The sequence below is a fragment of the Desulfofundulus sp. genome, from assembly GCF_049701015.1.
GTDB lineage: Bacteria > Bacillota > Desulfotomaculia > Desulfotomaculales > Desulfovirgulaceae > Desulfofundulus.
This window is the reverse complement of sequence record NZ_JBNATZ010000139.1, coordinates 1-6,698: the sequence shown is the minus strand read 5'-3', so window position 1 is coordinate 6,698 and position 6,698 is coordinate 1. Positions and strand designations below refer to the sequence as shown.

General features: G+C 52.2%; 7 protein-coding genes and 1 pseudogene. All 8 read right to left on the bottom strand.

Translation table 11 applies throughout. The annotated features are described in order from the left end of the window. Nucleotides 1-412 precede the first annotated feature (412 nt). Nucleotides 413-1,636 (bottom strand): glycosyltransferase, encoded by a 1,224-nt coding sequence (locus ACPLUI_RS09310; protein WP_424659986.1) that lies wholly within the window; start codon nt 1,634-1,636, stop codon nt 413-415. Nucleotides 1,637-1,709: 73 nt separating this feature from the next. Next, nucleotides 1,710-1,910 carry a hypothetical protein gene (locus ACPLUI_RS09305; protein ID WP_424659985.1) on the bottom strand — a complete coding sequence of 67 codons (201 nt, stop codon included), beginning with the start codon at nt 1,908-1,910 and terminating at the stop codon, nt 1,710-1,712. An 8-nt stretch (nt 1,911-1,918) separates the two neighbouring features. After that, on the bottom strand, nt 1,919-2,203 hold the full coding sequence (locus ACPLUI_RS09300) for a hypothetical protein (protein ID WP_424659984.1): 285 nt from the start codon (nt 2,201-2,203) through the stop codon (nt 1,919-1,921). Nucleotides 2,204-2,276: 73 nt separating this feature from the next. Continuing rightward, a complete protein-coding gene (locus ACPLUI_RS09295) occupies nt 2,277-3,014 on the bottom strand; it encodes an ABC transporter ATP-binding protein (protein ID WP_424659983.1) in 738 nt (245 codons plus the stop codon). 14 nt (nt 3,015-3,028) lie between these two features. Next, on the bottom strand, nt 3,029-3,805 hold the full coding sequence (locus ACPLUI_RS09290; protein ID WP_424659982.1) for an ABC transporter permease: 777 nt from the start codon (nt 3,803-3,805) through the stop codon (nt 3,029-3,031). A gap of 20 nt (nt 3,806-3,825) precedes the next feature. Next, nucleotides 3,826-4,764: a tetratricopeptide repeat protein gene (locus ACPLUI_RS09285; RefSeq protein WP_424659981.1), complete on the bottom strand. Its 939-nt coding sequence runs from the start codon at nt 4,762-4,764 to the stop codon at nt 3,826-3,828. 6 nt (nt 4,765-4,770) lie between these two features. Next, complete coding sequence (locus tag ACPLUI_RS09280; protein WP_424659980.1) at nt 4,771-6,324, bottom strand: O-antigen ligase family protein; 1,554 nt, start codon at nt 6,322-6,324, stop codon at nt 4,771-4,773. Between the two features lie 177 nt (nt 6,325-6,501). Next, nucleotides 6,502-6,651 (bottom strand): annotated as a pseudogene (locus ACPLUI_RS09275) (FliM/FliN family flagellar motor switch protein); the annotation flags it as partial. Between the last annotated feature and the right edge of the window lie 47 nt (nt 6,652-6,698).

Here is a 6,698-nt window from a genome sequence, read left to right as displayed (position 1 = left end):
GATATTCTGATATTATTTATTATTTGTATGACCTACAAAATTTTCGGAGCATTTAAAAAACATTAGTCTTTCTAAGTATCAACACATTAACAAAAGAAATGGAAACGCTATCAAAGGAATCGACATGGAACCAACGTGGTTCCAGAGATTCCTGTTCCGCGACCTGGAGTTGATTCGTGGGGAATAGCTTATTTTGTCTCAATATGATAAAAAGGAAAAACATGATACCGTAATATGACCTGGAGCTAAGATGATACCTGTATCAGGCTGGCACAAAGTAGTCACTGTACTTACGCCGATTTTTAGTAGGGGGTCGAACTGCTTCGGAACCAGCCTTGCTGCAAATTATTGTTATGGCTGGCTGGGGTTGCAAGTTAACTTTACAACGAAGGTTTTCAATAGACTTCTATGTCTAAACCCCTTCTCGAATAACTGTTTGCAGCAGGCTTTCGTACCTTTGCACTGCAGGGCTTAAGTCAAAGTAAGTAGCACGCTCAACACTTCGACGTGAGAGTTCTTTACGGAGTTGTTCGTTAGTTAGCAGGCGTAAGATTCCTGAAGCCAAAGCTTTAGGGTCACCAGGAGATACAAGAAGCCCCACCTTATCGTCGTTTATGTATTCTCGAATTCCAGCGGAACAATCTGTCGCAATGATTGGAAGTCCTAGCGCCATCGCCTCGCCGATGACATTCGGTAATCCTTCAGTCAGTGATGAAAGCACAAAAAGGTCTGCACGAGCCATATATTTCCATGGATTATCTTGAAAGCCAAGGATCACAATACGCTCATTGAGCCCAAGCTGATCTATAAGATGCTGAAGCGCAGGGCGTTCTTCGCCATCGCCAATAATTATTAGCCTTACATCCATTTGTGGTGATATATTGGCAAAGGCGCGAATCAATACATCAAAACCCTTAAGCTTCACAAGCCGGCCAACAGCAACAATTATTGCTTTAGTAGGATCATTAAACCAATGGTGATTAACAGATTCTGCTGCCTGATTTCGTATAGTTTGAAGATCAATTGGATTATAAAGTACATTAATTTTCTTAGCTGGCAAACCAAAATTCTCAATTAGGTCTTTTTTGATACCTTCGGCAACTGCCACAATTGCGTCGGCTTTTGGGTAGAAAAGATGAATCAGCCAGCGTAATATAATTCTTTCTTGAGCTTGGAGGTTGCTATATTCCAAAATACGACTGGTTACGTCGTGTACGTTAATAATTACTTTAAAATGGCAGTTAAAAACTGTTTTTGCAATTAGCGCTATAATATTTGGCATAGTGATAAAGCTTACCACTGCCTTGCAATCGTTTTTTTGTGCAATCTCTTTTAGTTGATAGGCTTGGGAGAGTATAAACATAAATTTTGCTAGGAAAAGCTGAGATAGAAACCCTTGTCCTTTCTTTTTCCATTGCTTGGCATTAATTGCTTCGTTTTTGAGATTCTCATTTACGCGGTCAACGGTTGTGAATATGGGAACATTAAGTTTTAGTTCCCGCAATAAAGATCCGCGTTTGAACTGCAATGCTAAAAGTGGTCGGTAGTTTTGGAGGTTATTTAAGTAGTTTACGCATACACGTTCGGCTCCACCTACTTCGAGCGTAGGGATGAAGAAAAGTATTTTAGATTCCATGAGCTACACTCCTTACGAAACTCAGAAGGAACAAAAGCTACGGTGGAAAAATGTATTCGTTTGAGGAGCTTATTCAAACTTGAAGCCCCCTTTTTGTCAATGATTGGTGGTTCATGCATAAGAGCTGTAAATCTTGCAAGGCATTCTTTAACCATCGGCCGTCTTGAAAACTCTCAGCTACAGCTACATTTTCTTCCAGAGCTTGTAAGGCACCCTCGAGATCACCATTCTCCTCCAGGTAGCGGGCGATGTGAACCCGGTTCTCTAGTTGCATAATTGGGTCTAATGGGTCCCCCGTGCTGCATGTCTGCTCAGGCCTTCGCTCTCCAACCTTTCGATTGTTTCTTTAACCTCTGGAAGATCCGGCTCCTGGAGCTGATTTTCCACTATTCCTTCCAGAAGAACATGAAGTATGGGATTCACTCCATTAATCTCTATTTGCGGGGGGAGTTTATGGCGCCTTTCGAAAAGTATCTTAACTTCAGGGTGTTCAAATAAAATTATTTTAACTCCAGAGCTTTCTTCCTCTAACTCTGATATAGATGGGAAATAGTTGTTTCTACGCATACGGGCGGCACTCCTTTAAAGTACCATTTTAATCCTTGTGGCAGCATTATTAGTAGCGTGGGGGGGGGGGTAGTTACCCCGCCGCTCCGCCCATAAACTCCTCATACGCCCGGGCCACTTCCGCGGCAGGACCCTGCATTCTTATCTCTCCCCGGTCCAGCCAGACCGCCAGGTCGCATAATTCTTCCACTTGCTTGGGTGCGTGGGTGACGAAGATGATGGTTACCCCTCGTTTTTGTAACTCCCTTATTCTGGCCAGGCACTTTTCCTGAAAGGCTAGGTCTCCCACGGCCAGCACTTCGTCGATGAGCAGGATTTCCGGATCCACATGCACGGCCACCGCGAACCCCAGGCGCATGTACATGCCCGAGGAGTAATTGCGTACGGGGTTGTCAATGAAGTCGCCCAGCTCGGCAAAGGCGATGATGTCGTCCAGGCGCTCCTTGATCTCTCTGCGGGTCAGGCCGAGGATGGATGCGTTCAGGAAAATATTTTCCCGTCCCGTGAAGTCGGGGTGAAAGCCGGCCCCCAGCTCCAGCAGGGTGGAAACCCTCCCCTTTACGCGCACTTCACCCTCCGTGGGGTATAAGATGCGGCTGATTACTTTTAAAAGGGTGCTCTTGCCGGAGCCGTTGCGGCCGATGAGGCCCACGGTTTTTCCCTGCGGCACGGTGAGGTTTATGTTTTTGAGCGCCCAGAAGTCTTCGGCGCGCTGTCTGCCCCAGAAGATGACCCGTTCCTTGAGGGATATTGCCCGCTCGTGGTAGAGGCGGAACTTTTTCCATAAATTCACTACTTCCACTGCAGCCACGGGATGTCCTCCGTTTAGATTTCTTCGGCTATGTTGCGCTGCAGCCGGCTGAAGAAAACCAGGCTCAGCGCCAAAAGAACTGCCAGGCCTGCGGCCAGGTGGCCCAGGGACGACCAGTCGGGCCAGCGGCCGTAAAAGAAAATGGCCCGGTAGGCTTCCATCAGGAAAGTGGCGGGATTGAGGTTGAAAAAGGGCTTCACTCTCGCCGGAATTATGTCCCCCGGGTAGAGCACGGGAGTGAGGAAAAACCACACGGTCATCAAAATACCTACGATGTGTTCCAGGTCCCGGAAGTAAACGTTGGCCACCGAAACACAGAGGACCAGGGAAGTCACCAGCATGGTTTCCACCAGCAGCACTGCCGGAAAGGCCAGGAGCGCTGCTGTAAGCTTAATTTTGAAAGCCAGAAGGGCCGGAACGAGGATTAAAAGGCTCAACAGGTAATTGACCAGGTTAGCCAGGACCACCGAGAGGGGCAGGACCTCCCGGGGGAAGTAGATTTTTTTTATCAGCGCTCCGTTTTGCACCAGGCTGGCCGCCCCCTGGAGGACTGAAACCGAAAGATAGTTCCAGGGTAAAAGGGCCACGAAAAGAAACATGGCGTAATTTTTAATTTGGGCCCGCATGACAAATGAAAAGACCACGTTATAAACGACCAGCATCAGAAGAGGATTGAAGAATGTCCACAAAAAACCGAGCACCGACCCTTTGTAGCGTGCCCGGAGCTCTTTGGCTACCAGATTCCTGAGCATTTCCCTGTAGGCGTAAATCTCTTTGACCTGTTCAAACATATTTATCGCACCTGTTCAATTTATCCCTGCAAGGTCGGAACTGCCTTCAACTGCTGAAAAGCCGCTTCAAAACTCTTATTTATCTGCCCGGCTTCCTTAACCAGCTTTTGAGCTTCCTGTGTTTTGCCCTCTTTGTCTTTCACCAGGGCCAGCCATAGAGATGCTTCGCCTTTCAGCTGGTTATCCTGCAAAGCGGCCTCCAGGCTCTTTTCTGCGCCCGGTAATTGCCCCAGCAAGCACTGAGCCTCTCCCACGCCCAGGTATACTCCGGGCGTCACGGCAAGCATGGGGGCGTCCCTCCACAGCTTCTTCTCCTCTTCCCCAAGTCCCGCCACCCGGGCCTGGATCATCTCCGGTACCTTCAGGGCTTCTTCCAGGTGCTGGCGGGCGGCATCCCTGTCGCCTGCCTGCAGTTCACCCCTGCCGGCGGCAGAGCAGGTGGCAGCCAGAGCTTCGTACCAGGCGATTTGGTACGGTGCGAGTTCAACTGCCCGGCGGGCGTAAACCACGGCGTCTGCATATTTGCCGGCGGCCACGGATGCCCGGGCCAGGTCGGCCTGCCGGGCGGCGCTGTAACGGCTCAGCGCTGCGGCCCTCCGGGCTTCCTCCAGAGCCTGCCCTGGCTTGCCCGTACTGAGGTAGATGCGCATCAGAACGGTATGGTAATCGGCGTTGAGTGGGTTAAATGCCACCGCCTTTTGCATGGCAGCCAGGCCCTGCTCGACGTTTCCCTGTTGCAGGTTCCCGGCTGCCTGGCGGGCATAACTGTCTGCAGAGGCCAGGAAGAAGGCAAAAAGGAAAACAATCGCGGAGGCGATAGACGTTGCAACCAGGACCGCCGGGCGAGGCTGGCTGTTGCGTTCAGGCCTTTTCCTCGGCGGTGGCTCGGGAGATACGGGTTGTCTTACCGGCAGGCCGTCGTTTTTTAGTTCTTTTTTTCTTTTGCTTTTTTTACTCAATTTCCATCATTCCCACCCATGATTCCACTGTTCAGTGCTCGAGTGCAGGCAAAAAGTACCCACAACGCCAGTGTTAAAGCCGACAGGGAAAGGTAAGTCAATTGCTGCATGGGCACCCACGGTCAGGGCTCCGGCAGTCATGGCCCAGACCAGGGACCGCCTTGTACTGCCGGCGGGTGCGCTCCAGTAAGCCCGGTGGGCAGCCCAGAGGAAGGAAACCCAGATCCCTAAAAAACAGGCCAGGCCAACAATACCCGTCTCTACGGCCACCTGGAAGTAGTGGCTGTGCACTTCGTTGGAGTTGTACAGGTAACCCTGGTAGGCCCGGTAGGCTTCCTCCCAGCCGCCGCCCCCCCAGCCGAGAACGGGGCGGTCTTTAATCATAGCCAGGGCATCCTGCACAAAATAGGTGCGTTCAAAGGCATTGCGCAGGTAGGTAAAGCTTGTCACCTTCTCCAGTGCCTGAGGGTGTGTGGTCAACACGACCGTGCCTGCAATCAAACAGGCCAGTATTATGGAGGCTAAAGCCAGGTTTGTCCGTTTTTTATCTTCCAGCCACGGCGATAAAAAGCGTTTTCCGGCAAAACCGTATACCCACTGCCCGGCCAGCACCAGGGCCAGCCCTCCCAGGACCCAGAGCCAGGCCGTTCCCACCTGCCCGGCCACGGCCGCCGCAATGAACTTGTGGGAGGCAATATAACCGAGGCCGCCCAAATAAAGCGCATGCAGCAGTACGGGCAGGCGCTTTGGCCAGTGCAGTCCGGCCAGGTAGAGCGCGAACACCGCTCCGGTGATGAGCAGGCCGCCGCGGGATTTGGTGCCGAAAAGCACGGCCAGGAGGATAAAGTTGGTCGCGGCGTAAAAATAGCCGTACGGCCGGCCTTCCAGCAGGTGCCGGGGCAGTGTTTTGAGCAGCACCCGGTCGGTGATGGTTTCACCCACGGTGCGGGGACCATAGTGCGCCCACAGGCAGAGCCCCAGGAAGCCCGCCAGGGCCAGGTAGCTGGCCAGGGCGTTGGGGTACTGGAAAGTAGAATAAATCCGCCCGTTTAGAAAACCGTCCTTTATGTAGACCAGGCCGGTGGCCGTGAAAAGCCCGGCCAGTGCCGCACCGGCGGCGGCCAGATAAATGATGTGCAGCAGCCGGCCGGCGTCCTCTTCCCGCTCCACCACCTGAACAGCCACCCAGTAGGCCAGGAAATACAGGATGTTCTTGACGATCTCGTCTGCCGCCAGGCCGTAGTTGACCGCCCCGAAGGCGGCGATAACATACACCAGCGGCAGGGCCAGGGTGAAATAGTCCAGGGGGTGCGATAAAAAGCTGTAATCCCGCCGCCCGTGTTTCCAGAGCCAGGTAAACCAGAAGATTACCGCCGCGCCCATCAGGGCCAGTTCCTGGTCGGGGGGAAAGAAGAGACCCCGGAAAAAGGGTGGGAAAAAGAGCAGCGCCGCCAGTCCCCAGAAGGCGACCTGGTAGGTCCAGGGGCGGACAGCGGCCACGGCCTCCGATGGTTCCCCTGTCCGGGCCAGCCGGGGTGCGGTAGCAGTTGCTTTGGCCATGGTTCTATCTCCTTCTGAGTCTAAAAATTCTTTCAGGATACTTAAGGTACAAGTTACATCATTCTACAATAATTACGCAATTCCTCCTTTTTGGTTGTCAAAATCTTCCCGGGCCGGATCTATATACTGGGCTCCGTAATAATAATTAAGGCGGGTTCTACCCGCCCTGGTTGAGCACTAGCGCGTTCCGAGCTGTTCCACCCGTTCTTCCGGGCTGATGATGCTGGTTATGCGCACGCCGAAGTTTTCGTTGACGACCACCACTTCTCCGCGGGCCACCAGGGTGCCGTTAACCAGCACTTCCACCGGTTCATCCACCTTGGCGGAAGCGGGGATCAAAGAGCTTTACTTTGAGGAAGAACATCTCACCGTGG

What these genes read in the sequence shown, in the direction of transcription:
- ACPLUI_RS09310 (WP_424659986.1), bottom strand. Translation starts at nt 1,636, where the DNA reads ATGGAATCTAAAATACTTTTCTTCATCCCTACGCTCGAAGTAGGTGGA.
- ACPLUI_RS09305 (WP_424659985.1), bottom strand. Translation starts at nt 1,910, where the DNA reads ATGCAACTAGAGAACCGGGTTCACATCGCCCGCTACCTGGAGGAGAAT.
- ACPLUI_RS09300 (WP_424659984.1), bottom strand. Translation starts at nt 2,203, where the DNA reads ATGCGTAGAAACAACTATTTCCCATCTATATCAGAGTTAGAGGAAGAA.
- ACPLUI_RS09290 (WP_424659982.1), bottom strand. Translation starts at nt 3,805, where the DNA reads ATGTTTGAACAGGTCAAAGAGATTTACGCCTACAGGGAAATGCTCAGG.
- ACPLUI_RS09280 (WP_424659980.1), bottom strand. Translation starts at nt 6,324, where the DNA reads ATGGCCAAAGCAACTGCTACCGCACCCCGGCTGGCCCGGACAGGGGAA.